At 69.0% G+C, this 25589-nt stretch carries 24 protein-coding genes; 10 read left to right on the top strand and 14 right to left on the bottom strand.

The window, feature by feature from the left end; all coding sequences use genetic code 11:
* Nucleotides 1-106 precede the first annotated feature (106 nt).
* Nucleotides 107-1489, top strand: a complete 1383-nt coding sequence (locus tag JL37_RS28555) for a sigma-54 dependent transcriptional regulator (RefSeq protein ID WP_043548621.1) — start codon at nucleotides 107-109, stop codon at nucleotides 1487-1489.
* A gap of 8 nt (nucleotides 1490-1497) precedes the next feature.
* Here JL37_RS28555 and JL37_RS28550 read toward each other — a convergent pair whose 3' ends face one another.
* Complete coding sequence (locus JL37_RS28550; protein ID WP_043548620.1) at nucleotides 1498-1881, bottom strand: hypothetical protein; 384 nt, start codon at nucleotides 1879-1881, stop codon at nucleotides 1498-1500.
* A 147-nt stretch (nucleotides 1882-2028) separates the two neighbouring features.
* Here JL37_RS28550 and JL37_RS28545 point away from each other — a divergent pair, with 147 nt between their 5' ends.
* The gene (locus JL37_RS28545; RefSeq protein WP_043548619.1) at nucleotides 2029-2277 is read left to right on the top strand and encodes a hypothetical protein; all 249 of its coding nucleotides are present in this window, start codon (nucleotides 2029-2031) and stop codon (nucleotides 2275-2277) included.
* 4 nt (nucleotides 2278-2281) lie between these two features.
* Here JL37_RS28545 and JL37_RS28540 read toward each other — a convergent pair whose 3' ends face one another.
* On the bottom strand, nucleotides 2282-2563 hold the full coding sequence (locus tag JL37_RS28540; protein WP_043548618.1) for a DUF378 domain-containing protein: 282 nt from the start codon (nucleotides 2561-2563) through the stop codon (nucleotides 2282-2284).
* A gap of 162 nt (nucleotides 2564-2725) precedes the next feature.
* Between JL37_RS28540 and JL37_RS28535 the strand changes: the two genes are divergently transcribed.
* Entirely contained in the window at nucleotides 2726-3316 is a 591-nt protein-coding gene (locus tag JL37_RS28535; protein WP_043548616.1) for a phage holin family protein, read from the top strand.
* Between the two features lie 38 nt (nucleotides 3317-3354).
* A complete protein-coding gene (locus tag JL37_RS28530) occupies nucleotides 3355-3975 on the top strand; it encodes a DUF4142 domain-containing protein (protein WP_043548856.1) in 621 nt (206 codons plus the stop codon).
* Nucleotides 3976-4004: 29 nt separating this feature from the next.
* Here JL37_RS28530 and JL37_RS28525 read toward each other — a convergent pair whose 3' ends face one another.
* From JL37_RS28525 to JL37_RS28505, 5 genes are all read right to left on the bottom strand, one after another.
* The gene (locus tag JL37_RS28525) at nucleotides 4005-4892 is read right to left on the bottom strand and encodes an SDR family oxidoreductase (RefSeq protein WP_043548615.1); all 888 of its coding nucleotides are present in this window, start codon (nucleotides 4890-4892) and stop codon (nucleotides 4005-4007) included.
* 88 nt (nucleotides 4893-4980) lie between these two features.
* Nucleotides 4981-7464: a DNA ligase D gene (gene ligD / locus JL37_RS28520; RefSeq protein WP_043548613.1), complete on the bottom strand. Its 2484-nt coding sequence runs from the start codon at nucleotides 7462-7464 to the stop codon at nucleotides 4981-4983.
* A 9-nt stretch (nucleotides 7465-7473) separates the two neighbouring features.
* Nucleotides 7474-8361, bottom strand: a complete 888-nt coding sequence (locus JL37_RS28515) for a Ku protein (protein ID WP_043548609.1) — start codon at nucleotides 8359-8361, stop codon at nucleotides 7474-7476.
* Nucleotides 8362-8461: 100 nt separating this feature from the next.
* A complete protein-coding gene (locus JL37_RS28510) occupies nucleotides 8462-8803 on the bottom strand; it encodes a YqjD family protein (protein WP_043548854.1) in 342 nt (113 codons plus the stop codon).
* 75 nt (nucleotides 8804-8878) lie between these two features.
* On the bottom strand, nucleotides 8879-9208 hold the full coding sequence (locus tag JL37_RS28505; RefSeq protein ID WP_043548608.1) for a four-helix bundle copper-binding protein: 330 nt from the start codon (nucleotides 9206-9208) through the stop codon (nucleotides 8879-8881).
* Between the two features lie 147 nt (nucleotides 9209-9355).
* Here JL37_RS28505 and JL37_RS28500 point away from each other — a divergent pair, with 147 nt between their 5' ends.
* A complete protein-coding gene (locus tag JL37_RS28500) occupies nucleotides 9356-9607 on the top strand; it encodes a hypothetical protein (RefSeq protein WP_043548607.1) in 252 nt (83 codons plus the stop codon).
* Here the strand turns inward: JL37_RS28500 and JL37_RS28495 are convergent.
* Complete coding sequence (locus JL37_RS28495) at nucleotides 9593-10672, bottom strand: DNA topoisomerase IB (protein WP_052097662.1); 1080 nt, start codon at nucleotides 10670-10672, stop codon at nucleotides 9593-9595. The genes JL37_RS28500 and JL37_RS28495 overlap by 15 nt on opposite strands.
* 108 nt (nucleotides 10673-10780) lie before the next feature.
* Between JL37_RS28495 and JL37_RS30620 the strand changes: the two genes are divergently transcribed.
* From JL37_RS30620 to JL37_RS28480, 3 genes are all read left to right on the top strand, one after another.
* Complete coding sequence (locus tag JL37_RS30620; protein WP_197064661.1) at nucleotides 10781-10942, top strand: hypothetical protein; 162 nt, start codon at nucleotides 10781-10783, stop codon at nucleotides 10940-10942.
* 49 nt (nucleotides 10943-10991) lie between these two features.
* The gene (locus JL37_RS30250; RefSeq protein WP_043548603.1) at nucleotides 10992-11144 is read left to right on the top strand and encodes a DUF3309 family protein; all 153 of its coding nucleotides are present in this window, start codon (nucleotides 10992-10994) and stop codon (nucleotides 11142-11144) included.
* A gap of 171 nt (nucleotides 11145-11315) precedes the next feature.
* Nucleotides 11316-12257: a 2-hydroxyacid dehydrogenase gene (locus tag JL37_RS28480; RefSeq protein WP_043548852.1), complete on the top strand. Its 942-nt coding sequence runs from the start codon at nucleotides 11316-11318 to the stop codon at nucleotides 12255-12257.
* Between the two features lie 23 nt (nucleotides 12258-12280).
* Here JL37_RS28480 and JL37_RS28475 read toward each other — a convergent pair whose 3' ends face one another.
* Both JL37_RS28475 and JL37_RS28470 read right to left on the bottom strand, forming a co-directional pair.
* Nucleotides 12281-13114 (bottom strand): universal stress protein, encoded by an 834-nt coding sequence (locus JL37_RS28475; RefSeq protein WP_043548601.1) that lies wholly within the window; start codon nucleotides 13112-13114, stop codon nucleotides 12281-12283.
* Between the two features lie 115 nt (nucleotides 13115-13229).
* Nucleotides 13230-15320 carry an FUSC family protein gene (locus JL37_RS28470; RefSeq protein ID WP_043548849.1) on the bottom strand — a complete coding sequence of 697 codons (2091 nt, stop codon included), beginning with the start codon at nucleotides 15318-15320 and terminating at the stop codon, nucleotides 13230-13232.
* Nucleotides 15321-15630: 310 nt separating this feature from the next.
* On the opposite strand from JL37_RS28470, the gene JL37_RS28465 reads away from it, so the two are divergent.
* Both JL37_RS28465 and JL37_RS30780 read left to right on the top strand, forming a co-directional pair.
* Nucleotides 15631-16545, top strand: coding sequence for an EAL domain-containing protein (locus JL37_RS28465; RefSeq protein ID WP_043548599.1), 915 nt, complete (start codon nucleotides 15631-15633; stop codon nucleotides 16543-16545).
* Between the two features lie 171 nt (nucleotides 16546-16716).
* Complete coding sequence (locus JL37_RS30780; protein WP_197064660.1) at nucleotides 16717-16893, top strand: hypothetical protein; 177 nt, start codon at nucleotides 16717-16719, stop codon at nucleotides 16891-16893.
* Between the two features lie 13 nt (nucleotides 16894-16906).
* Here the strand turns inward: JL37_RS30780 and treY are convergent, their stop codons facing one another.
* The 4 genes from treY to glgX are packed head-to-tail and all read right to left on the bottom strand — an operon-like array spanning nucleotide 16907 to nucleotide 25585.
* Complete coding sequence (treY, locus tag JL37_RS28460) at nucleotides 16907-19576, bottom strand: malto-oligosyltrehalose synthase (RefSeq protein WP_043548596.1); 2670 nt, start codon at nucleotides 19574-19576, stop codon at nucleotides 16907-16909.
* Nucleotides 19573-21696, bottom strand: a complete 2124-nt coding sequence (malQ, locus tag JL37_RS28455) for a 4-alpha-glucanotransferase (RefSeq protein WP_043548593.1) — start codon at nucleotides 21694-21696, stop codon at nucleotides 19573-19575. The genes treY and malQ overlap by 4 nt, the downstream gene beginning before the upstream one ends.
* Nucleotides 21693-23477 carry a malto-oligosyltrehalose trehalohydrolase gene (gene treZ, locus JL37_RS28450; RefSeq protein ID WP_043548592.1) on the bottom strand — a complete coding sequence of 595 codons (1785 nt, stop codon included), beginning with the start codon at nucleotides 23475-23477 and terminating at the stop codon, nucleotides 21693-21695. The genes malQ and treZ overlap by 4 nt, the downstream gene beginning before the upstream one ends.
* The gene (gene glgX / locus JL37_RS28445; RefSeq protein WP_043548591.1) at nucleotides 23474-25585 is read right to left on the bottom strand and encodes a glycogen debranching protein GlgX; all 2112 of its coding nucleotides are present in this window, start codon (nucleotides 25583-25585) and stop codon (nucleotides 23474-23476) included. Before glgX ends, treZ begins: the two co-directional genes overlap by 4 nt.
* Nucleotides 25586-25589: the final 4 nt, after the last annotated feature.

Here is a 25589-nt window from a genome sequence, read left to right as displayed (position 1 = left end):
GCGACGAGTTGCAAGCATTCGAAAACATTCTTGGAAACTATCGAATAGTTACCTATCCGCAGGCGCCAGCCGCTATGCTGGATCGTGGTTCAACAAGGAGCGGAGAATGCCTCATCTGCTTATCGTCGACGATGATGCCGCGATACGGGAGACTCTGGCCGAGATTGGCCGCGACAGCGGCTTTTCCGTGGCCTTGGCGGCCAGCGTCAAGGACGCGCTGATCCAGCTCGAACGGCAAGCGCCGGACCTGGTCCTGACCGATGTCCGGCTGCCGGAAGGCAGCGGCATGGACATTTTCAAGAACGCGGCGGCCGCCAGCGCGGAAGTGGTCATCATGACGGGCCACGGCACCATGGACAACGCCGTGCAGGCGTTGCGGCTGGGCGCCACGGACTATCTCGTCAAGCCTATCTGCATGGAGCGCCTGAACGATATTCTGGGGCGCATCGCGGCCCGGGCCGGCACCGAACTGCCGGGCGCGCCGTTCGAGGAAGCCGGGCGTTTCGGCAGGATGTACGGGGAGTCGGCGCGCATGCTTGAGCTCTACCGCCAGATCAAGCGCGTCGCGCCCACCAATGTCACCGCGCTCGTGATCGGAGAAAGCGGCACGGGCAAGGAACTGGCGGCGCACGCCATCCATGAACTCAGTCCACGCAGGCAGCGGCCGTTCATCGCAGTGAATTGCGGCGCGATTTCGCCGAACCTGATCGAAAGCGAGATGTTCGGCCACGAGCGCGGCAGTTTCACGGGCGCGGACCGGCAGCACAAGGGCTATTTCGAGCGGGCCGACGGCGGCACCCTGTTCCTGGACGAAGTGACTGAAATGCCGCTGGACTTGCAGGTGAAGCTGCTGCGCGTGCTGGAGACCGGCCAGTTCATGCGGGTAGGCACCAACCGCGAGATCTCCTGCGATATCCGCATCATTGCTGCCACCAACCGCAACCCCGAGCAGGCGGTGCGCGAAGGCAAACTGCGCGAGGACCTTTATTACCGCCTGAGCGTGTTCCCGGTGGAACTTCCGCCGCTGCGGGAGCGCGGCGAGGACATCCTCTTCCTGGCGCGGCGCTTCCTGGAGGCGCAGAACCGGGAGTCCGGCAAGAGCAAGGATTTTTCCGGGCGCGCGTTCGCCGTGCTCCAGCAGTACGACTGGCCGGGCAACGTCCGCGAGCTGAAGAACTTCGTGCGGCGCGCCTTCATCATGGCCGATGGCGACGTGCTCGAGGCGGACATGCTGGCGCCGCAGGTATCGCCGTCGAGCGCCGGCGGAGACGGCCAGGTGAGCGTGCCGGTGGGCGAGACGCTCGCGGAGGCCGACCGGCGGCTCATACTCGCCACGCTCGAACGCTGCAACGGCGTGAAAAAGCAGACCGCCGCGATGCTGGGCATCAGCCCCAAGACGCTGTACAACCGCCTCGAGGAGTATGCCGCCGCGGGCTATGAATTGCCGGGCGAAGCCGGTTCCCGGACGGAATCCCCGCCCGGGGATTAGCATTGCGCTCACTTGCCGTAGCGGGTCTTCAGATCCGCCAGGCAGGCGTCCTTGGCGTTGCCGGACATGGCGTCGCATTTTTCCTTGCCCACCTTGTAGTCCGCGTCATTGCGCGTCTTGGCGGCGTCGTGCGTGGCCTCGGCTTTCTCCTTGCCGGCCTTGGCGTCGGCCTTGGCCTTGTCGCGCGTTGCCTCGGCCTCCTGTTGGCAGACGTCCTTCTGGTTGCCCTTCATCGCATCGCAGCGCTTCTTATCCAGTTTGTACTGGTCGTTGATCTGCTCGTTGCTGCGCACGGCGGTGGCGCCGCCGGCGGCGGTCTGCGCAGGGGCCTGGAAGGCCAGTGCCGAGAGGCTCAAGGCCACAGCGGGGAAAACGGCTTTGGACACATTCATGGCTGACTCCTTTTTGAGGGGGCCGGCTGGTTGCGGACCCGGAAGGACAGAAGCAAGCGGCATTCCCGGGGGCATGACGGGCACGCGGCTTGCGCCATCCCGGGCAGCCGGCGCTCCGCGCCATTTGTCCAACAGCCGGGAGATACCATGAGCACCGACACCAAACACGACGCCGGACGCCAACAGGTCGAGCAGGATTCTTCGAAGCCGCGGGCCAATTCCCCACAGCGCGAAACCGAGACCGCGCACCGCAGCGGACAGTTCGGAGCGGACAAGCCGGGATTCGGCAAGCCGCCGCGCCACCCCGAGCGGTCCTCGGACAAGAAGCCCAACGACAAGGGGGCCGAGTACGAGGAAGGGGGCCAGTACCCCGGCAAGCGCCCGGAGGGCAAGTAGGCCCCTAATTCCCGCCTTCGCCGAAGCGGAACAGCAGCACCACGCAGCGCAGGGCGGCCAGGCCTATCAGCCCATATACGGCCCGCAGGACGAATCCTGCAGGCAGCACCGTCGAGAACACGTCCAGGTCCACGGCGGCAATCAGTCCGATGTTCAACCCGGCGGCGACGATGGCGATCAGGGCGGCCCAGTCCAGGGCGGACAAGGCGCGCGCCTCGTCGGGAATGGCGGGCGAGGCTTCGTCCGCGGGTACGGAAAAATCTTCATTGTTGCCAGGCATATCCATGCTGGTGTCCTCGCAATGACCACTGCGGGTGAGCGGAATTCGCGCGCGGCCGGTGTTTCCCGTGCTGCCCGGCCGCGCGCAGGCCTCAGCAAGCCGCGTGCCCGACGCAGGCATGGCAATTGCTGCCGTCGTCGTTATGTCAGTCCCGTACCGGAGAACCTCATGTCCTTGATCGTCGCAGCCAGATTCGACACCTTCGACGAAGCCGCGGAGGCGGCGCGCAGGCTTTTTGCGGAAGGATTTACCGAAGACGATATCCATACCTTCTACATCAATACGGCGGGTGAGCACGCGCGCTTCCCGATAGGCGGCGACCGGATCGCCGACCCCGACGCCAAGGGCGGGCACTTCGGTGCCGTGGCCGGCGCATCGGCCCTGGGCCTGGTGTTCGCGCTGCTGGGCGGGCTGATCGCCGCGCGCCTGGCGGCGTCCATCCTGCTGGTGATCGCCGCGGCTGGCGTGGGCGCCTATCTCGGCGCGCTCGCGGGCGCCCTGTGGGTCATCGGCCGGGGCCGCCGCAAGCAGGCGGGCGCGCCGCCCGCGCCGGATGCGCATCCGGACCTGCGCCAGGCGGGCGTGATGCTGGCTCTGCACGTTTCTCCCGAGCGCGACGCGCTGGCGAGATCGGTGCTGGGCGCGGCCGGCGGCAAGGATATCGAACGGGCGCACGGCCGTTGGCTGAATGGGAAGTGGGAAGATTTCGATCCGCTGGAGCCGCCGCGCCGGACGGGCTCCCCGTCGATGGCGGGCTGATGCCTTCGGAGCGGGCGGCGGACGCCAAGGAGACCAGCATGGGCAAGTTCACCTGGATGCGCGGCCTGGCAGCGGCTTTCCTGCTTGCGGCGCCGGGCGCATTGTGTCCCGCCTACGCGCAAGGGCTGGACGAGGCGGATGCGCGGTTCCTGCAGGCGGCGGCCGGCGCCGGCCTGTTCGAGATGGAAGCCGCGCAATTGGCGCAGCAGCGGGCCGGCAGCAGTGAAATCAAGGCCTACGCGGCAAAAATGCTGGAGCAGCATCGGGCCATGAATGGGGACTTGAAAACGCTGGCGCTGCAGAAGCAGGTGACGCTGCCCGAGCGGCCGGCCGAACCGGATCGCGGCACGCTGGAGCAATTGCGCGGCCGGACCGGGCCGGATTTCGACGCGGTATATGTTCAGAAGGCGGCGGTGGACGCGCACGTCATGGCCAATCGCCTGTTCGAGACCGCGGCCAGGCAATCCGCGGATCCCCAGGTGCGGGATTTCGCCGTGCGGGGGCTGCCGGTGGTGGCGGAACACCTGGCCATGAGCCGCGCGCTCCAGCGGCCTGCGCCGAAGGGCGGCGACAAGATCATGCCGCCCGTGAAGGGCGAGCCGCCGGCGGTCTCTCCGGCTTCGCGCGAGGCGCCTGCCTCGATCGCGCCCGCCAAGTAGCGGCTGGGCCCGCGGCGCGGGCCCAGGCTTCAGTCGCCCGCGCTGCCCGTGATGGGCAGGACGATCCCGGTGATATAGCTGGAGCAGGCGGGCGAGGCCAGGAATACATATGCGGGTGAAATCTCTTCCGGCTGCGCGGGGCGGCCCAGGTCGGTGTGCTTGCCGAATTCCTGGATGGCCTCGGCGCTCTGGTCCGCCGGGTTCAGAGGCGTCCAGACCGGGCCGGGCGCCACCGCGTTCACGCGCACGCCCTGGCCGGCCAGGTTGGCCGCGAGGGAGCGCGTGAAGGCATGGATCGCGCCCTTGGTGGAGGAATAGTCCAGCAGCCTGGCGCTGCCGCGCAGGCCCGTGACCGAGCCGGTGTTGATGATGCACGAACCCGCCTTCAGGTGGGGCAGGGCGGAACGCGCCATATAGAAGTAACCCGTGATGTTGGTGCGCAGGGTCTTGTCCCACTTTTCGTCGCTGATCTCGGGCAGCGATTCGGTGTGCTGTTGATAGGCGGCATTGTTCACCAGGATGTCCAGCTTTCCGAAGGCCCGCACGGTCCGTTCCACGACGTCCGCGCAGAAGGCGGGATCCTGCACGTCACCCGGGATCAGCACGCAGCGACGTCCTTCTTCCTCGACGGCGCGGCGGGTGTCTTCCGCGTCTTCATGTTCGTTCAGGTAGACGACGGCCACGTCCGCGCCTTCGCGCGCGAACAGGACGCAGACCGCCCGGCCGATGCCGGAATCTCCGCCCGTGACGACGGCGGCCATGCCTTCGAGCTTGCCGCTGCCGCGGTAGGCGGGCGCCTGGTATTGCGGCTTGAGCGCCATGTCGGCTTCCTCGCCCGGCTTTTCCAGATGCTGGGCCGGCATGGGCGGTGTGGGATGCGGGCGCGCGCCCGTGGCGTCGTGCGTGGGTTTGCTCATGCGAATCTCCTGGTGGCAGGGTAGCGGCGCGACGGGCGCCTGGCCATCACGAGCAAACGACGTTCCCGGCGCGCCGGACGCGCGGGGCCTACAGCCCCATTTTCTTCAGCATGCGCGGGCCCACAGTCTTGCGCGCGGCCTCGTAGCCACGCCACGGATCGGCCGACTCGCGCGCACGCGACACGGCGTTGCGGATGTTGCAGGCGGCGCCGCGCAAATCCTGACCCGATTCCAGCGCGTCCCATCCCACGGGCAAGGAGACCGGAGCGCCGGCCCGAGCGCGGGCCGAATACGCGGCGATGGCCGTGGCGCCGTTGCCGTTGCGCAGATAGTCGACGAAGATGCGCCCCTGGCGGCGCACTTTGGCCATGTTGGAGGTGAACCGTTCCGGAATGACGCGCGCCAGTTCGTTCGCCAGCGCATGCGCCAGGCCCTTGACCGTGTCCCAGGGCTGGGTCGGGCGGATCGGCGCGACCAGATGCAGGCCCTTTCCGCCGGTGGTCTTGAGAAAGGGCGCGAGGCCGATCTCTTCCATCAATCCTCGCGCCAGCTGCGCGCCCTCGGCAACTGCCTTCCAGGGCACGTCCGGGCCGGGGTCGAGGTCGATCGTGATGCGGTCGGGTTCGCCGGGCTTCGGTTCCCGCGCGCCCCAGGTATGGAATTCGATGACGCCACGCTGAACCAGCGCGATGACGCCTTCGATGGACTGGATCAGCAGGTGCTCGCCGTCGCGTTCGAGGCCGCCGGGCAACTTGCCGGTGATATGTTTCTGGAAAAAGCAGGTGGCGTCGGTGCCGTCGGGGCAGCGCAGCAGCGCGATGCGCCGGCCCTGCAGGTGCGGCATGATGAGGCCGCCTGCGGCTTCGTAGTAGCGCGCGAGTTCTAGCTTGGTGGTGTCCGGGTCGTGGATGATCACGCGCCCAGGATGCGTGATGCGCGTCTTGCCCACTTTGTCGCCCGGCCCGGCGCCGGACTCGGCCGGCGCGGCGGCGGTTTCACCGCTGACTTCGCTGGCGGGCTTGTCCTCGCGCAAGCCGACGAAGGATGCCTGCCTCAGCAGCTTGTCCTGCGTGAGGCCGGCGTAGTGGATTTCGGCAACCAGTTCCGGCTTGACCCAGTGCACCTCGCCCGCGCCGCGGCCGTAGCGGCCAGGGCCCGGCAATTCCCCGTCGAAGGGGCTGGCATCGGCCTCGAGCGCGCTCAGCTTCTTGTGAAGCGACGAGAGGGTGGCCGCGCTGAAACCCGTGCCCACCCGGCCCGCGTATTCCAGTTTCCTGCCTTTGCGCAAGCCCACCAGCAGGGCGCCGAAATGCTTGCGAGACCCGCCCGGGGCCGTGTAGCCGCCGATCACGTACTCCTGCCTGGGACGGCACTTGAGTTTCAGCCAGGCAGTGCCGCGGCCTGCGACATAGGGCGAATCCAGGCGCTTGCATATCAGACCTTCCAGGCTGAGCCGGCAGGCTTCCGACCAGGCCGCGCGTCCCTCCGTGCCGTCGGCCACCTCCAGGCGCTGCGTCATCAGCAAGGGCCCGCCTTCCGGCAGCGCGGCCAGCACCGCTTCCAGGCGCGATTGCCGCTCGGACAGGGGCAGGGCGCGCAGATCGGCGCCGTTCCAGTACGGCAGGTCGAACGCCATGAAGGAAAGGTCCAAGGTCCGGCCATCCAGCGCGTTCTGCAATAGCTGGAAATCGGAAATCCCGCGCTCGTCCAGGCACACCACCTCGCCGTCCATCCAGCCATCGGGCAGGTCCAGCGCGCTCAATGCGTCCGCCAGGGCGGCCATGCGCTCCGTCCAGTCCTTGCCGCTGCGGCTGACGAGGCGCGCGCGCCCCTTCTGGAAACGGCACAGGATGCGATAGCCATCGTACTTGACCTCATAGGACCATCCGGGACCTTGCGGCGGCGCGTCGACCAGAGTGGCCAGTTGCGGTTCCAGGGCCGCCGGCAGCGGGGCGCGGCGGCCCTCGGCCTTGTCCGTCCTGGCCGCCTTGGCGGCCTTTACTGTCTTTACGGTCTTCCCGCTCTTGGCGGTAGTTGTCGTCTTGGCGGCCTTGGCGTTGTTGCCCGCTTCGGCGTCATCGCCTTCCACCACGGCATCGTCGTCCAGCTTGCGCAGCAGCCATTGATTGTCTTCCTTGCCCAGCCGCAGCAACGCCCAGGCGCCTTTGAGCGTGCCGCCATGCAGGGTGAAGCGCAGATGGCCGCGGGCAAGCCCGCGTTGGGGGTCGCCGTCGGGCGCCCAGGTTCCGCTGTCCCAGATGTCCACGTGGCCCGCGCCGTAATGGCCTTTGGGTATATCGCCTTCGAACTTGCCGTATTCGACGGGGTGGTCTTCCACCTTGATCGCCAGGCGCTTTACGTCGGGATCGCGGCTGGGGCCCTTGGGCACGGCCCAGCTCACCAGCACGCCATCGAGCTCCAGGCGGAAGTCATAGTGCAACGCGCGGGCCTGGTGGCGCTGGACCACGAAGGACAGGGGGCCGCTGGCGCGCGCGCGGGCCGCCTTGCCTGGCGGCTCCCGGGTGCCGGTGAAGTCGCGTTTCCTGCGATATTGGGCAAGCGGTTCGCTCATGGAGTTTCCTTATGCCGCCTTGCGCCGGCTGCCCGCGGGGGACTTGCGCGCCGCGGCCTTTTTGGCAGGCGCGCGCTTTTTGGCGGGCGCGGCCTTCGCGGGCCGCGAGCCGCGCTGTTCGATGCTCTGCTTGAGCAGCGACATCAGATCGATCACCTTGGCGGATTCGCGGGGCCGCTTTTCATCCGGCTCGGTCAGGACGTGGGTCTTGCCGGCCTTGATCTTCTTGTCGATGGCTTCCAGCAGATCTTCGCGGTAGTCGTCGCGGTAGGCCTCGGGATCCCAGGGCGTGGTCATATCGTCCACCAGCCGCATCGCCATGTCGCGTTCGCGCGCCGCGGGCGCGGCCTCTTTGCCGCCGGGCAGGTCCAACTCGTCCGCGGACAGGATTTCGTCGGCGTAGCGCAGGGTGATGAGCATCAGCGCCTCGCCCTGAGGCAGCAGCGCGCACAGGTACTGGCGGGTGTGCAGGACGACGCGCGCCAGGCCCAGCCTGCCTGCGCGTCTCAGCACCTCGCGCAGCAGCACGTAGCCCTTTTCGCCGCGGCGGTCGGGCGCAAGGTAATAAGGGGTGTCGTAGTAATAGATGGGCACTTCAGCCGCGTCGACGAAGCCCTGGATCTCCACTGTCTGGGTGGCGGCTACGTTGGCGCGTTTGAAGTCCTCGTCATTCATGTAGACGTATTCGCCTTTCTCGTATTCATAGCCCTTGACGATATCTTCCGAGGCGATGGCTTTGCCGGTGCGCTTGTTGATGCGCTGGTAGCCGACCGGCGCGTTGTCGCGCCGGTCTATCCAGTCGAAATCCAGCCTGTGCGGCCGCGTGGCCGCATGGACGACGATGGGCACATGCACGAGGCCGAACGAGATAGCGCCTTTCCATATGGTTCGCGCCATGGCCGGCTCCTGTTGTCGGGGACGCAATGAGCAGCAAGGCGCGTGCCCGGCGGCCGGCCGCAAGGGCGCCGCCGCCGGCTTCGGCCGCGCCTTCTTTCCTTTATTGGCGGCCCACCACCACGCCGAACAGGAAGGCCGCGCCAGCGACGAGTCCGATCGCCTGCCACGGCCGGGCGTGTATGTATTCCTCCGTGCAGTCGATGGTTTCGCGCATCAGGTCGCCCGCGTTGTCGGATGCGTCGCGCAGGCTGCGCCGCGTGGCCCGCAGCTGTTCCGAGAGCCGGGACCTGAGCGCCTCCAGGTCCGTGGCGTCCTTGTCGTTGAGCGTGGCCTCCAGTTCATCGATCCAGGATTCGGGATGCCGTCCGCGGCGGCGCACGCCGCTGTTGTCCGGGCCGTTCTCGGGGAAGTCGGAGGGCAGGGGGGTATTCGTAGTGGCCATCGAAAGCTCCTGACGGTCGGGCTGGAAATGCGCCTGCGCAGGCCGGCCCGGGCGGCCGCGCGGCTGGTCGGGCAATTACGGTTCGAGCATGTCGCGGCATGCCAGCGTGCAGCTCAGGCACGCGCCCGCGCAGATCTGGCAATGGCGGGCGCCGTGGGCCGAGCATTCGCGCGCGCAGGATTCGCAGACCAGCGCGCATAAAGTGCACAGCGCGGTGGAGAATTCGCCGTTGCGCGCCAGCATTGCCGCGCACAGCCTGCAGACTGCCGCGCAATCGGTGCACAGGCCGATGCAATGCCTCATGCGCGCGGGCTCGTCTTCCAGGCACATGGCGGCGCACACGTCGCATGCCACTGCGCATTCATAACAGGCTTGCACACATTGCTCGAAATTTGGGTCTCGCATTGCATCTCCTTGTGAGCCGCCGTGCCTCCCCGCGAACGGCGCGCCTTGGGCGCGCGGGCACATCCGCTTGCAAATTGGCCGCGCCGGACGTTTTCTCCGACGGCCGGGCGCCGTAGGATGAGGGATTGAACCCCACAGGAGACACCCATGAAACCCGCATCCGCACCCCGCCAGGCGAAGACGGCCCGCGCGCGCAAACAAGCGGAAGACAACGCTAAGATACTGCCGCCGCGCGGCCCCGTCGACGTTCCACGCATGCCGGGTAAACCAGACCCCTCCACACCTGACGAGGCCGCGCGCGATACGCGCGCCGCGGCCGACAACCGCACGGAATCGAACTGGGCGGACGGCTCCGCGCCGCAGCCGCGCGCCAAGAACGCGCGCTCATCGATTCTGTGACCCGCGCTTCGGGAGGCCGGCCGGCGTTTTTCGCGCCGCGGCTTCGGGCGCGTCTTGCAGGAAAGCGAGCAAGCGACGCTCGTCCGCGTTCAGCCCCCGGGGACTGGCCGGCGCGGCCTTGCGCCGAGGCAGGCGGCCGGCCAGGTAAGCCTCGAGGATGGCGGGGTGCACGTAGCAGGCGCGGCATACCGCGGGCGTGTTCGCAAGGCGCTTCGACACTTGCCGGATGACGTCCACCACCGTTTTGCGGGCCTCGTTCTCGTCTTTCGCAGGGCGGTCCTGCAGGGCGCCGTAGGCCAGCACCGACCCCGCCCAGGTACGGTAGTGCTTGGCCGTGAAATCCGCCGCCCCGGCGTCCCTCAAATAGGCATTGACCGCGCCGGAGTCCACCGGGTGGCTGCCGCCTTCTTCATCCTGGTACTGGAACAGTTGCTGGCCCGGAATGTCCAGGCAGCGCTTGATGATGCGCGCCACCCGCCGGTCGGCCAGGGTCACGTCATGGGGCACGCCGCTTTTGCCGTGGAAACGGAAGCGGATCCGGCTGCCGGCCACGCTGGCGTGGCGGCGCTTGAGCGTGGTAAGCCCGTAGGACTTATTCGCGCGCGCGTATTCACGCGCCCCGATGCGGATCAGGGTGGCTTCAAGCAGGCGCACCAGCGCGGCGATCACCTTGTTCTCCGACAGGCCGGGGCTGTCCAGGTCGCGTTCCATCCGCCGGCGGATGCGGGGCAGCGCCCGCGCGAATGCCGCGAGGCTCTGGTATTTGTCCGCGTCGCGCACGGCGGTCCAGCCCGGATGGTAGCGGTACTGCTTGCGGCCGCGGGCATCCCGCCCCGTGGCTTGCAGGTGACCGTAAGGCGAAGGGCAGATCCAGACCTGTTCGTAGGCCGGCGGTATCGCCAGCGCATCGATGCGCGCGATTTCGCGAGCGTTGCGGATGCGCTTTCCGCGCGTGTCCAGATAGGCGAACGCATGGCCGTTGAGCCGCGTGCGGCGGTATCCCGCCTGGGTGTCGTCCACGTAGACCAGGTCCGGCTCGGACGGGGCGGAAGGCGTAAGCGGCATCGGGGCTCCAGGCTCGGGCGGCGGCGGGGCTACCAGCATCCGGCGTGCCCGGACCCGGCCGGGAACGGGACTTGCTCCAGTGGCATGGGATTCCCACAGGAGGCTGTCATGCAACCCGCCATACACATGCACGTTCCACCCAAGCCGGACCCGATCCCGCCGGGCTCGCCACCGGGCGATCTGCCCGTGGATCCCGACACCGACGAGCCGGACGTCGATCTGCCCCCGCTGTCGCCGCCGGGCAAGGAAATCACCCCTCCGGGGAAGTGATGCCCATCCGCCATCCCAGAACTCGAATCGATAAAGACAAGGAGTCGCCATGTCGACCATTCTGCTGATCATCCTCATCCTGCTGCTGGTGGGCGCCGTCCCTGCCTGGCCGTACAGCCGCGGCTGGGGCTACTACCCGAGCGGCATCCTGGGCATCCTGCTGATCGTGCTGATCGTCATGCTGCTGACAGGGCGCCTGTAGCGGCCCGCCGAACGTTCAAGCCGTTCAATCCCGCGCCCGCGCGGGGCAGGATCCGCGCGGGCCGGCGTCCTGCCGGCGCGTCCCGGGAGGCCGGCGGGTGGCGTGCGCGCAAGGGGAGGCGTAATATGCCCCGGTTTTTTGCGCAGCGCCGCCATCCGCGGCATTCCCGACATGACCATACCCCTGCTTATCCTGATAGAAAGCGTGCAGGATTACCTGCCTGCCTTCGAAGCGCGCGGCTTTCGCGCCATCTATGCCCCCACCGCCGAGTCGCGGGCCAGCGCGATCCGCGATCGCGCCGCCGAGATCCGCATCGTGCTGACTCGCGGAGCCACCGGTTTCCTCGCGGACGAGATGGCGGCGCTGCCGAAGCTGGAAATGGTGTGCTCGCTGGGCGTGGGCTACGAAAACATCGATATCGCCGCGGCGCGCGAGCGCGGCATCGTGGTTACGAACGGACCGGGCGCCAATGCGGTGGCGGTGGCCGACCACGCGATGGCGTTGCTCCTGGGCGCCGCGCGCCGCCTGCCGCAGGCGGACGCCTGGGTGCGCCAGGGCCATTGGAGCGGTTTCATGGGGCCGCAGATCACCGGCAAGCGGCTGGGGATACTGGGGCTGGGCACCATCGGGCTGGAGATCGCCAGGCGAGGCGCCAACGGTTTCGGCATGCAGGTCGGCTATTACAGCCGGCGCGCGCGGCCGGAAACCGGCTATGCCTATTTCGACAGTGCGCGGGCGCTCGCCGCAGCGTCGGATTTCCTGGTCGTGGCCACGCCCGGCGGCGCGGGCACGCGGCACCTGGTGGACGCCCAGGTGCTGGAAGCCCTGGGCCCCGGCGGTTATCTGGTCAATATCGCGCGGGGCAGCGTGGTCGATACGCAGGCGCTGATCGCCGCGCTGGAGGAGGGGCGCCTGGCCGGCGCCGGCCTCGACGTGGTGGAAGGCGAGCCGGAGATCCCCGCCGCCTTGAAGCGGCTGGACAACGTGGTGCTGACTCCGCACAGCGCGGGCCGCTCCCCGGAAGCGGTGGACGCCACCGTGGCGCTGTTCCTGGATAACGCCACCGCGCATTTCGCCGGCAAGCCCGTCCTGACGCCGGTGGCGGCGGGCTAGCGCCTGTCCGCCGGGCGTTTCTGCTAGTGGGAGAACATGACCGGCACGGTCATGCTCTTCAGGATGGATGCGGTGGCGCCGCCCAGCGCCCATTGGCGGAACTTGCTGTGGCCGTAGGCGCCCATGACGAGCAGGTCCGCGCTGTAGTCGGCGGCGGCGTTCAGGATGGTGCTGCCCACGCCCACCCCCTTGACGTCGCGGCGCACGTGCTCGGGCGCGGGCATGCCCTGGGCCACGCAGTAGCTGGCGAGGTCATCGAACGGGATATCGCCCTTGCCGGTGGATTCGCCTTCGTCCATCGTCAGCACGATCATGTGCGAGGCCAGGCGCAGAATGGGCGCGGCGTCCGCCAGAGCGCGCGCGGCCTCGCGGCTGCCGTCCCAGCAGCACAGCACGCGGTCGCCGATCACGGGGAAATCGCCGCTGGCCGGCAGCGCCAGGACCGGCCGGCCGGCCGTCAGCAGCGTCTGTTCCACGAATTCGATTTCATGGGCCGCTTCGACGTCCTGGCGGTTTTCCTGGCTGACGATGATCAGGTCGCTGGTGCGCCCCAACAGGGCCACGGTGGCGCTGGGCGAGGATTCCCCCGCGCGCACCACGGCAGGCACGTCGGAAGCCGCCGCCGAGGCCAGGAAGCCGTTCTGCACCGCGTCCCGGCTTTGGGTCTGGATCTCTTTCATGACGGCGGTGGCCCGGGACATGAGCACGGACTCTCCGTAGTAGTACTGCGGCGGAGCGGCGTTGGCGTAGATGCCGACCAGTTCGGCCTTGTGGCGCTTGGCCATGGCGAGCGCCGCGTCGATGCGGCGCTTGCAGTCGAATCCATGGTCCAGATGGACGGAAATACGGCGGTACATATAGGCCTCCTAGGGTTGGGCGTCCGATACCCATATCGTTGCGCGTTCCCGGGGAATGGCCATTGATGCCGGTCAAGACGCCGCCAGTTTCCCGGACATGGCGCAAACTCCGGCCCTATTGCGAGAGCGGCGCGCGCTCGACCCGTTCGCGCAGTTGGCGTATCAGGCGCGCCTGCTGCGCGATGCGGTCCAGCGGGCCGGCCACGCCCGGCCCGGCCTGCGCCACGGCGCCGGGGAGGCCCGGCGGGCGCGCGTCGGAGCCGGGCGCGGGGGGCTGCGGATGCAGCGCGCCGGCCAGTGCCCGGCCATAGTCGCGCAGCGCCGCCGCCGCGGGCGTGCCGGCGGGCAGGGGCGGCTGGATTTCCAGCACGGTGCCGGCCGCCGTGATGCGCCGCATCGCATTCAGCAGATTCACCGCCGTATCGACGTTGCGGTCCCGGTGCACCGGATTCTGCTGCAGCCGCTGCAACGATGCCTGCGCGTTGTCGGCGGACAGGCAAGCCTCCCGGCGCAGGCCCACGACGTCCCGCGCGCCGCGGTCGCCCGCTATGCGCTCGGCGAGGGCCTGCGTGTAGGCCGCGTGGCGCTCCAGCGCGCGAGCCAGGGCTCCGGCGAGTTGGCGAGGCTCCTTCTCCGGCCAGACCAGAAAGCCCACCAACAGCGCCAGGATGCCTCCCAGCACGCTGTTGAAGGCACGCAGCGCGGCCAGCGTGGGCTCGTAAATCTCCGGCTGCTGGATGTGGGTGACCAGCACGAACTGGGAAGTCAGGAAGAAAGTGAACAGCGCATAGTGGATAGTGCGCGCGGCGAACGTGCCCAGGGCGATGGGAAGCACCGCCAGCGCGACGGACAGCGGCGTGCCGAGCAGCAGGCCGAGCAGGGATGCGCCAATGGCTCCGGCCACGCTGCCTAGAACGCGCTCGAAGGTGCGCTGCCAGGTGGTGGCGAAATAGGGTTGCAGGATGAATACCAGCGTCAGGGACATCCAGTAGCCGTGATTGACGGCAAAGGTCTTGGACAGGGCAACGGCAATGGTGGCTCCGACCCCCACGCGCAAGGCGTGGCGGAACGCGTCGGATTCGAAGCGCAGGTTCTGGCGCAGCGTGCGCCAGGCGTCGCGGGCGGGATGTTCCGCCATCCGTTCGCGCGCCGGCGCCGCGGGCGTGCTGCCGTGATCGAACAGCGATTGGGCGACGGCCTGGGCGGTCTGCTGCAGGCGATCCAGCACGGGAGCCATGCCGGCCAGGTCGGGCGCGTGGGCCAGCGCGCTGCCGCGCAGTTCGCGCAGCCCCTCGCCGTAATGCGCCAGCCGCTCGCGCAGGCACTCGGCCTGCCTGGGGTCGTTGACGTCCGAGGTGCTGGCGATGGCATTGCAGAGCGCGGCATAGCGATGCAGCGCGTGGGAAAGGTGGGCGCCCGCGCTGCGGCCCAGCCAGCGCGGCGCATTGGATTCCAGCAGGTCCGCGGCCGCGACCAGCGCGATGAAGCTGTCTTCCGCGCTGTCCAGCAGGTACAGCAGCTGGTGAGAACGGGCGCGGCGGGAAGGGCGCGCGTCCTGCACTTCACGGATGCGCTCCCGCGCGGCTTCCAGCGCGGCCCGCTGGGCGCCGCGATGGGGCCGCGTGACCGCGCTCCAGGCCTGCGGGCCGGCGTCGGGCGCCAGGCCGGAGTACAAATGGGCCAATGCCGCGGCGAAATCCGCCAGGCCGCGGTAGCAATGCGCAACCGCAAGCGTGGCGTCCTTCCAGGGGCGCCGCCGCCATACGAGGGCCGTCATCAGGATCGCCCATACCGCGCCCGCCAGGAAGAACAGGGTATACGACAGGCTCTCCGCGAGAGTGCGCGCGGGCAGCTCCGCCGCGACGACGAAACCGGCCGACAACAGCGTGCCGACGATGGCCGCCGCCGGGCCCAGCACCCGCAGCAGGCCGCCGAACGTGCAACACAAAAAGGTCAGGGGCAATAGCAACAAAAGATGACTGGCGCTGGCGCTGGCCAGGAAGCAAAACAGGGCGCCGATCAGCCCGAGCGCGAGCATGGCGCCCGCGCGCTGGCGCAGCGGCCCGCCCGGATCGCCGAAGCACGCCCAGAAGGCGGCGATGGCGGTCCAACCCAGGCGCGGCTCATGCGCCAGCACCGCGAGGATGACTGGCGCCGCGCTGATCGCGGCGGCTTGCAGGGCGTCCAGCCACAGGACATTGCGCACGGTAGCGCGCCAGCGGGAAAGCAGATTCTTCACGCGAAAGGAGGGCAGGGAAACGGGGAAGCAAACCCTACCACGGCGGCAAGGCGTTTCATCACGGTCCCGTCCACGCCATGGAACGTTGCGATCGCGGAAACATGAATACGGGTGGTTACATATCTGTGACTTTGCAGCGTCAAACACGCAAATTTGCCTGGAACAAATGTGAGAAATCGCATAAAAATCCTTGTAGCTGGAATGCTCACGTCCAATGTGCCTCTTTCTGCGCCCGGACAGCGCAGGCTTTGCCCGGAGGCGCCCAAGGAGCGTCGACATGACGTCAAATCACGAGGCTTCCGGAAGCTCGATGGCGAGCGACGACGAGATCGCAGCCATGGTTACAGGGAAGGATGGCCTGCGCATGCTGTTGCAGCCGCAGGTGGACCTATTGACGGGCCGGATCGTATCGGCCGAAGCGCTGGCCCGTTGGCAACACTCCAGGCTGGGCATCATCATGCCCGGCGAGTTCATCCCGGCGGTCAACCGGCTGGGCCTGGACAAGATCCTCTTCGAACGCGTCAGCCTGCGAGTGATCGACATGCTGCTCACCCTGCGGCGCGCCGGCATCGCCGTGCCGGTGGCGATCAATGCGCCCGCTTCCACGCTGTCGGACGAACGCTCGGTGGACTTCCTGCTGGGGCGCATCCATGCGGCGGAGCTGCCGGCCTCCCTGGTGCGGGTGGAACTGACCGAAGACCAGCCCATCCGGGAACTGGATGTGCTGCGCGCATCGCTTCTCAAGCTGGAGAACGCGGGCTGCGAGGTAAGCCTGGATGATTTCGGCACCGGGCACGCGTCGCTGAAACTGCTGTCGGCGATCCCGCTATCGGAAGTGAAGATCGACCAGTATTTCGTCACCCGCATGCGGCGCAGCGCCGTGGCGTTCGAAGTGCTGCGCACCGCCGCCGAACTGGCAAACCGCCTCGGGCGCCGCGTGGTGGCCGAAGGCGTGGAGAACATGGCCGACATCCCCGCGCTGCGCGCAGCGGGCTGCCGCTATGGGCAGGGGTTCGCGCTGGGGCGGCCGATGCCATTGGACGAGCTGATGATGCGCCTGCGCACGCAGCGCGACCGGGGCGATGCCCTGGCGGCGCCCGCGCCCTATGCTTCGCCCTGGCTGGACGTGTACGAGGACGTCAAGCAGGATGCCGGCCTTCCGCGCCGCGCGCGCCACGTCACCACGCAATAGCGCGTCAGCGGCCGCGCAGGATTTACCTGCGGGGTCCGGCCTTTACCGATCTCTCTTCATCTCTCCCGGGGCAGCGGCTTCCTGCGGCCGCGGCAGTGGGGGAGCGCGTTTGGGCACGCGGGTTGCTCTTGCTAGTCCGGCGGAATGTGTCCGCTTACCAGGAGACTAGCAATGTCCACTCAGAACCAGCCCGATCAGCAGAAACAACCCCAGAAACAACAGGCCCAGGAAGCACCCGGTGAACGCCGGCAGCCGGGCCAGCAACCCGGCCAGCAGAGTTCGCAGGTTGAAAAGGATCGCCAGCAACAGGGCCGCCAGCCCGGACAGCAGGGCAAGATGCCGCGCTGACGTCCCGGGCCGATCAGCCGTCGACGGACAGGCACAGCGCGACCGGCATCTCGCGCAGTATCTCGGCCAGCGGCACGCTGCCATCCGGCAGCAGGTGCAGCTGCCGGCCGTCCGTCGCGTCGCGCCAGGCGCCGCCGGCCATCTCCGCAGGCAGGGCCAGCACGGTGTCCGCCCAAAGGCTGCGCGCGTCGGCGGAGCAGCCGCGCGCATAGCCGGCAAGACTCAGCGCGCATAAGTGCGGCGCGACGACCAAGGCGTTCTGGCCATCGTGCCGGCGCAGCCAGGCGAGCACCCGTTCCGCCTGCGCGCCGCGCGCCGCCAGGGCGATGCATTCCCCCTCCGCGAACAGGGCCGGCAGGCGTGTGCGTGCGGCAAGCAGCCGCTGGATCAGCGCCTGCTTTACCGCGCCCGACCGCCAGGCCGACTCCGACAGGTCGATGGCCGAGGCTTCCCGCGCCCTGGCCAAGAGCGCCTCGCGGCGCGCATAGTCGACCGGACGCCGGTTGTCGGGATCGACCAGGCTGAAATCCCACAGTTCCGTGCCTTGGTACAAGTCCGGGACGCCAGGCAGCGTGTTGCGCAGCAGGGTTTGCGTGAGGCTGTTGATCATGCCCGCCGGCGCCAGTTCGGACGCGAAAGCGGCGATGTCGCCCAGCAGTCCGCGCCCCGCAGGGTCGTCAAGCAGGAAGGCGATCTGGGCATCGGCGGCGGTTTCGTACGCAGGGTCCGGATCCGTCCAGCTGGTATGCAGCTTGGCTTCCCGCAGGGCCTTGCGCTGCCATTGCGACACGCGCTCCAGCCATTGGGCCAGCGCGCTATCGGGCTGCGCGGCGAGACCGGCGTCCCAGTCGGCGGGCCAGGCGCCCACGAGCGTCTGGATGAGCAGATAGCGGTCCGCCAGCGTGGGCGCGTCCCCCGCGGGCAAGGCCTGTATCCAGCGCAGCGCGTTATCGCGCCATTGCCCGGGCATTTCGCTCAGGGCGGCCAGGCGGGCCCTCGCGTCCTCGCCGCGCTTGTGGTCATGCGTGGCCGTGGCGAGCATGGCGCGCGGATGCGTACGCGCGCGCGCTTCGGCCAGCGCGTGGAAGGCGGAAGGGGACAAGGCGAAGGTGTCGGGCGAGGCGCCTACTTCATTGCGCGACAGGAGCGGCCCATAACGGTACAGAAGCGTGTCTTCCAGCGCCTTGGCGGCCAACGGCGGCGTCAGTTGCTGGAAGCGGCGCAGAGCCTCGGAGCGTTCCGCGAGCGCTTGCGGTTCCAGCCCGGGTGGCGCCTCGCCGCTCAGCCATTGGTCCAGTTCCGCCAGCAGGGCCGCGTCCGCGCTGCCGGCACGGGCCTCCAGCAGGTCCGCCGCGCGTTGCATGGCCTTGCGGCACGCCTCGCGATCGGCACGGCCGCGGCCGCCGTCCTCGGCATAGCTTCGATAGACGGGAAAGGCCGTCAGCATGGCGGACAGAGCGCGATCGATGGCGTGCGCGGTCCAGTCGCGGGTGCGCGCATCCTGCCGGGCGACGCGTTCCAGGCTGCGCACCAGCGCCAGCCTCTCGGAGGGGAAGTGCCGCTCGAGCATGCGCCGGCGAGCCGCCTCCAGCTGTGCGCGCGGCGCGCGCGTATCGCCCGTCAAGGCTTGCCAGAATGCGCGCAGTGGGCCCTCGGCGGCTGGCGCGTGCAGCAGCGCGCCGGCCTGGTCCATGAAGTCGTAGCCAGTCGTGCCATCCATCCTCCAGCGCGGATCAGGCTCCTCGCCGGGCGCGAGGATCTTTTCGACCACCAGGTAGGCTTGCTTCTGCGCGCAGGCGGCCGGCCGGCAGGCTCCCGCCTGGGCGAGGCGCTGGGCCAGGCGGCGCAGATATGCGCCCGGCGAGGCCAGCCCGTCGATGTGATCGATCCGCAGCCCGTCCAGGATGCCCTCGGCGTACAGCCGCAAGACCAGCGCATGGACATCGTCGAACACGGCGTCGTCCTCGACCCGCACGCCCACCAGCTCACTGATCTCGAAGAAGCGCCGCCAATTTATCTGATCGGGAGCGGTGCGCCACCAGGCCAGGCGGTAGTGCTGGCGTTCCAGCAGGCCGTGCAGGCGCTCGCGCCCATCCGGCGCGCAGGGGTCGTGCAGCCGTAGCAGCGCCTGGCCGCCGTAGCCGCGGGGTATCGACGAAGAGGCCACGGGATAGCGTCCGGCGGGCGTATCGAGCTCGAACGATCCATCGCCGGGACCGAGGCGCAAGCGGATGTCGCCGCGCGCCAGCGCATCGCCATACGGATCCGCCAAAACGGGCAGCAGGATCTTGCCGCGCAACGCGGCGTCGGGCGCGTGCCAATCGATGTCGAAATGCCGGGAATAGGCGCTGGCCTGTCCCAACGCCAGCACGTCGCGCCACCAGGCATTGGCCGGATCGGCGGCCATGTGATTGGGAACGATGTCCGCGATAAGCCCCAATCCGCGCCGACGCGCCGCCCGCGCGAGACGTTCCAGGGCCGGCTCGCCGCCCAGCTCGGGATTGACGGCGCCGTGGTCTATCACGTCGTAGCCATGCGTGGATCCGGCGCGCGCGCGGGTAATGGGCGAAAGATACAGATGGCTTGTGCCCAGATCCGCGTAGTAATCCACGCAGGCGCGCGCGTCGTCCAGCGTGAAGCCGGCATGCAGTTGCAGCCGGGCCGTGGCGCGCGGCGCGTTCATGGCCGCCTCCGATCGCCCCGCAAGGCGTCGAGCCGCAGGCGCGAAGCCGCGTCGGCGAAGCAGGCGTGGTTGTCCAGCGGCAGGCGCTGGCGCCAGTTCGGATGCGTGTCGATCGTGCCGGGCAGGTTCGGCTGGTCCAGCGCGCCCGTCAGGTCCTCCATGGGAACGAGCAGAAGAGGGCACGGGGTGGACGAAACGAAGCGCAACAGTTCCGTCAGCGGCGGTTCGGGATCCTGCGCGCGCGTTTCGCAGCCGATGGCTTGCGACAGCAGCTTGCGGTCGGTCTCGCGATCGCGCCGCAGCGCCTCCTCCGTGTCGTCCGGCCCCAGAAGGCCGAGCCCGATGCGCCAATCGATGTCGCGGCCCGTCCACCAGCCGCGGGCGGTAGGCAGGTCGTGGGTGGTCGTCATCGCGGCGGATTCGGCGGGCCATGCGCCCGGGGCGGCGAAGGCCGCGGGGGCCTCGGGCAGAGCATCCGCGGTCTCGCGTGGAGCCGTGTCCGGCGTCTGGCGCATGAACCACAGCACATTCATGCCGAGGATGCCGCGCTCGGAGAGCGCCTGGTTGAACCCCTCGGGCACCGTGCCCAGGTTTTCGCCGATGACGAGCGCCCGATGGCGCCAGGCCTCAAGGGTGGTCAGCGCGAGCAGCGTTTCCATCGGATAGCGTAGGTAGGCGCCGCCACCGGCCGGCGCGCCTTCCGGCACCAGCCACAGCCGCGCCATTCCCAGGATGTGATCGATGCGCACGCCGCCCGCGTGCGCCAGCGTCGCTCGCAGCATGTCGATGAAGGCCGCGTATCCGGAGGCCGCGAGCGCTCGCGGCGAGAAGGCGGTCAAGCCCCAGTTCTGGCCCAAGGGGTTGTGGATGTCGGGCGGCGCGCCGACTGCCATGCGCGGCATCAGGTCCGCCTGGCGGCTCCATGCATGGCTGCCGTCCGGGCTGTCGCCCACCGCCAGATCGGCAATGAGGCCCAGGCGCATTCCGGCCTCGCGGCCGGCGGCGTGCGCGATGGCGAGGCTTTCGGCGGCGAGCCACTGCGCGAATTGATGGAAGTCCACCTCGAGGGCATGCATCCGGGCGAAACGCCGCACCGAGGCCGACTCCGGATCCCGCCATTGCACTGGCCATTGCGTCCAGGGCGATGCGTCGCCGCCGCGAACGGCATGCAGCGCTTCGAACACGGCATGATCGCGCAAGGCCTGCCCCTGCTCGCTGCAGAAGCGCGCGTAGCGCTCCCGCAAGTCCGCCGCGGCCACTGTCCGGAATTGGCGGTGCAGGACACGCAGCAGGCGTTGGCGGCGCATGCCGGCGCGCGGCCAGTCTATCAAGGCGCCGTCCTCGGCGCCGCCTGGCTCTTCGACCTGGGCGCGCCGCAGCGCCGCGACGCCGAGGACCGCGGCCGGGTTCGCATAAAGCGTGTTCAGGAACAGCCGGCTCGACGGCGCATAGGGGCTGCAGCGGCCGGGTTCGGCGGCGTACATGGCATGCACGGGGCTGATGGCCAGGGCGTCCGCGCCTTGCGCGGCAGCCAGGACGGCCAGTTCGCGCAGCGCGCCGAAATCCCCGAAAGCGTCTTCCGGACCAAATGCGTCCGAGCCCGGCCCTCGCCTCAGGCTGTAGACCTGCGCGCACAGCCCCCAGCACCGAGGCCTGTCCTGCCCCGTCAATTCGGTGAGGCTGGGGGCCTGCCGCGGCGCGACCGCGAGCACGGCGGTCTGGCCCGACGAAAAGGAGAGCGCGTGGTAGCCCGGTTCCTCGGGCACGGCCAGTAGCGGGCCGGCGCCCGCCGTTGCAGGCGTCACGGCCCCTTCGATGACCCGGCCGGACTCGCAACCGATCTGATAGGCGCCTTGGGCGCTCGCCGGCAGCGCCAGCATTGTGCCGCCGCGAGCCGCCATCAGGGGCGGGAGCCGGGCGGCGTCCTCGGATAGGCGGCGGCCGCTTTCGCGTATGTCGCGCGGGCTGGACGCGGGCAGGCCCAGGCCGCCCAGCAATGCCCGCAAGATATCGGCGGACACGCGTTGCGGGCGTTGACGGGCGTCGATCCAGCATTCCGCGATACCCGCCATGGCCGCCAGCTCGGACAGGCCGGGAACCTGCTGGCCGGCCGGGCTCATGCCGGTTCCTCCAGCAGCCACACCGTAGTGTCGCCGCCAAGTCCGCCTCGGACCAGGCCGTCGCAGCCGCCGTCCCGGGATTCGAACAGCAGGGCGGCGCGCGGATCCGCGCCAGGCAGCAATGGAGCAGGCACCTGCTGGCGCTGCGGCCCAAGGTTCGCATAGACGGATAACCGCGCGCCGTCGGCCAGTTCCCAGCGGGCGAAGACGGCATGTCCACCCATGGCCGAGGCGCCCAGGCTGGCCGCGCCGGCGAGCCTGGGCGCGATCAGGCGGGCGCGCAGTTGCAACAGCGCGGCGTAATCCCGCATCCACGCCTGCGCGTCCTCGCCCGCGCCCGGACGGCTGGCCTCGTAGGTCGCGGGGTCGTTGGGATCCGGCAGGCGGGAGGCCACGCCCGCGCCCGAGAATGACGCGAAACGCGAAAACTCGCGCCGGCGGCCTTCGCGCACCGCATGGGCCAGGGCGGGGTCGGCGTGGCTGGTGAAGTAGAGGAAGGGCGCGCGCGAGCCGCGCTCTTCGCCCATGAATATCAGCGGGATCTGCGGCGCGAGCAACTGCAGGGCGACCGCTGCCCGGAGCCGGCCGGGGGATTCCACCAGGGCGGCGAGGCGTTCCCCCAAGGCCCGGTTGCCCGTTTGGTCGTGGTTCTGCAGAAAGAGCACGAAGGCGGTGGGCGGCAGTGCGCCGCTGGGCTCGCCGCGAGGCTGCCCGCCGCGGTAGCGCGAAACCTGGCCCTGGTACAGCCAGCCCTCCGCGAGGCAGCGCGCCAGCGCCTGGGCGGGCTGGTCGGCGTAATCGGCGTAATAGCCCTGGGTCTCGCCCGTCAGCAGATGATGCAGCACATGATGGGCATCGTCGTTCCATTGGGCGTCGTAGTCGCCCCACAGCAGGCTGGCGCGATTGTCGTCGTTCTCCACGACGAGGTGCACGCGGCGGGCGGAGGGAACGCGACTGCGAACCTCCGCGGCCAGTTCGTGCAGCCATTCGGCTCCGGCGATCGCGTGGACCGCATCCAGCCTGAGCCCGTCGAAACGGTATTCCGTCAGCCAGTACACCGCGTTGTCCTTGAAGAACTTGCTCACGGCCGCTTGGCGGAAATCGATGGCGTCGCCCCAGGGCGTGCGGATGTCCCGCCTGAAGAAGGGCGCGGCGTAGCCTGGCAGGTAGTTGCCGTCGGGGCCGAAATGGTTGTAGACCACGTCCAGCATTACGCCCATGCCGAGCCCGTGCGCGGTGTCGATCAAGCGTTTCAGTTCATCGGGCGTTCCGTAGGCGGTGTCCGGCGCGTAAGGCAGCACGCCGTCGTACCCCCAGTTGCGCGGGCCGGGGAAATCGGCGATGGGCATGAGCTCGACCAGCGTGACGCCCAGCGCCGAGAGTTCGGGCAGCCGCGCCTCCAATCCGGCAAAGCCGCCTTCCAGGCCGACGTGCGTTTCGTAGAGCACGCTTTCCTCCCACGGACGCCCGGTCCAGTCCGGATTGCGCCACGGGTAGGCGTCCGGCGCGACGACGATGCTGTCGCCATGCACGTCGCCATCCTGCAGGCGGGAAGCGGGGTCGGGCACGGCGGCCCCGGAGTCGAGCCGGTAATGGTAGCGCGCGCCGGGCGGGCAATCGACATCGGCCTGGACGTAGCCGTCGGCGTCGGGACGCAGGCGGATGGGCGGATGCCCTTCGACCTCCAGCGCCAGGCCGGCGAGGGCGGACGGCGCCCACAGGCAGAACCGCGTGACGCCGCTCTCCAGCGGCGTGGCGCCGAAAGAGCATGGCTGCGTCATGGCGTATCTCCGTTCACCTGCGCCGCGGCCAGCAGCACCACACTATGCGCGGCGACGGTAACGGCGGGCTCAGACAGGGCAAGCGACGGCGCCAGGGTGGCGGAATCCAGCTCGCGGATCCAGGCCACGGCCGGCCCGGGCAGCTGGAACTCCACCGCCTCCTGCCCGGGATTCAGCATCAGCAGGGTGATGTCGGCGCTGCCGTCCTCGCGCAGGACGGCGCGGCGCAGGGCCAGCACGCTTTCCTGTTCCGAGGCCCAGGCGGCCTCGTCGAGCGCGGCGCCGCCGGCGTCGAACCATGAGATCGCTGCTATGCCGGGACAGGGTTCGCGGCTGGCATCGCCGTAGCGGGCGGCGCGCACGCTGGGATGGGCGCGCCGCAGGGCAAGCAGCCGCGCCGCGTAACGGCTCAGCTCGCGGCCTGCATCGCCCTGGGCCTGCGTCCAGTCCAGCCAGGACACCTCATTGTCCTGGCAATAGGCATTGTTGTTGCCCGACTGGCTGTTCCCGAATTCGTCCCCGGCAAGCAGCATGGGCGTGCCGTCCGACAGCAGCACGCAGGCGAGCAGGGCGCGCTGCGCCAGGGCCCGCGTCTCCAGGATGGACGGATCCTCCGTGGGGCCTTCCTCGCCCCAGTTGTGGCTGTAGTTCTCGGCGTGGCCGTCGTTGCCGCCTTCGCCGTTGGCCTCGTTGTGGCTGCCGTCGTAGCTGACGATGTCGGCCAGCGTAAAGCCATCGTGCGACGCCACGTAGTTGACCGTGGCCCAGGGGCGCCGGTGGCGGCGGTCGAACAGGTCCCGCGAACCGCAGAGGCGGGCCGCCATGTCGCCCCGCATGCCGTCGTCGCCGCGCCAGTAGCGGCGCACGGTGTCGCGGAACTTGTCGTTCCATTCCGCGAAGCCCGGCGGATGATTGCCCAGCTGGTAGCCGTCCGGGCCTATGTCCCAGGGTTCGGATATCAGCTTCAGGCGCGACAGGACGGGATCCTGCAGGACGGCATCGAAGAAGCCCGAACCGGGGTCGTAGCCGGTGCCTTCGCGGCCCAGCGTCACGCCCAGGTCGAAGCGGAAGCCGTCCACGCCATAAGAGGCGGCCCAGTAGCGCAGCGAGTCGGTGACCATCTGCAGCACGCGCGGATGCGAGAGGTTGACCGTGTTGCCGCAGCCGGTGTCGTTGATGTAGTGGCGTTCCTCGCCCGGCACCAGCCGGTAGTAGCTGGCGTTGTCGAGCCCGCGCCACGACAGCGTGGGCCCCAGTTCGTTGCCTTCGCAGGTGTGGTTGTAGACGACGTCCAGGATCACCTCGATGCCGGCGGCATGCAGACGGCGGATCGCCTGGCGCAGTTCGTTGGGATGGTGCTGCAGGTAAGACGGTTCGGGCGCGAAGTAGGACAGCGTGCTGTAGCCCCAATAGTTGCGCAATCCGCGTTCGGTGAGGAAGCGGTCTTGCAGGAAGGCGTGGACGGGCAGCAGTTCCAGCGTGGTGACGCCCAGGCGCTGGAGATGTTCGATGAAGCGCGGGTCGGCCAGGGCCGAGCAGGTGCCGCGCAATGGCGGCCGCAGGTCCTCCCGCAGCATAGAGGCGCCGCGCACGTGGATCTCATAGACGACGGTGTCGTTCCAGTGCGTGGCCGGCGGCCGGCTGTTGTCCCAGATGAATGGCGCTTCCTCTGCCACGATGGCCTTGGGCATGGCGGGCGCGCTGTCGCGCCGGTCGAAGGTCAGATCGCCGCGCGCATTGTTCATGCGATAGCCGAAGAGCGCGTCGCTCCAGCGCACCGGGCCCGTCAGCTGCCGCGCGTACGGATCCAGCAGCAGCTTGTGCGGATTGAAACGGTGGCCGTTGCGCGGGTCGTAGGGGCCGTGGGCGCGATAGCCGTAGACCAGTCCCGGGTGCGCGTCCGGCAGGTATCCGTGCCAGATCTCGTCGGTGCATTCCGGCAGGTCGAAGCGGCGCAGCTCCTTGCGGGCCCTGGCGTCGAATAGGCAGAGTTCGATCCGGGTGGCGTTCGCCGAAAACACGGCGAAATTCACGCCCAGCCCATCGCTGGTCGCGCCCAGGGGATAGGGCTGGCCACTTTGGATGCGCGTCAATTGGGTGGGGTCCATATGC

The sequence above is a fragment of the Achromobacter sp. RTa genome (assembly GCF_000757485.1).
GTDB lineage: Bacteria > Pseudomonadota > Gammaproteobacteria > Burkholderiales > Burkholderiaceae_B > Achromobacter.
Note: the sequence above shows the minus strand (reverse complement) of the source record. Positions and strands in the feature narration are given on the sequence as shown.